1 pseudogene is annotated in these 404 nt (G+C 75.2%); it reads right to left on the reverse strand.

What is annotated here, in order from left to right:
• Window positions 1-404: pseudogene (locus ACLFKU_RS44290) on the reverse strand (hypothetical protein); the annotation flags it as partial.

Raw genomic sequence — 404 nt, forward strand, 5'->3', positions numbered from 1 at the left:
CTCCAGCATCGATGGCGCCAGGCGCGCATCGCTGCTGGTGCGGCGATCGGTATCGGCGGCCACCCGGCGGGTTGACGGTGGGGTCGCGCGGCGGGCGGTGGGTGCGGGCGCCGGGGCCGCTGCGGCGACGCTGGCCGGGGCGCGCTGCACCGACAGTGCAGGCGTGGCCTGCTGGCGCAGCTGTTCCGCCAGCCGGCGCACTTCAGCCTGGGCGCTGTCGGTCAAGCGCGCGTTGCGCATGATCGTCTCTGCCATCTCGTTCTGGCCGCGCAGCAGGGCCCACACCGCCAGATTGGCGTTGGCCTTGGCGCTGCCGGGCGACAGCTCGGCCGCCTTGGCCAGCGGTTCCTGCGCCCGGGCCCAGTCGCCGGCGCGCAGCCGGGCGAAGCCAAGATCGCCCAGGT

The organism is Paraburkholderia sp. EG304 (assembly GCF_046543485.1).
GTDB lineage: Bacteria > Pseudomonadota > Gammaproteobacteria > Burkholderiales > Burkholderiaceae > Paraburkholderia > Paraburkholderia youngii.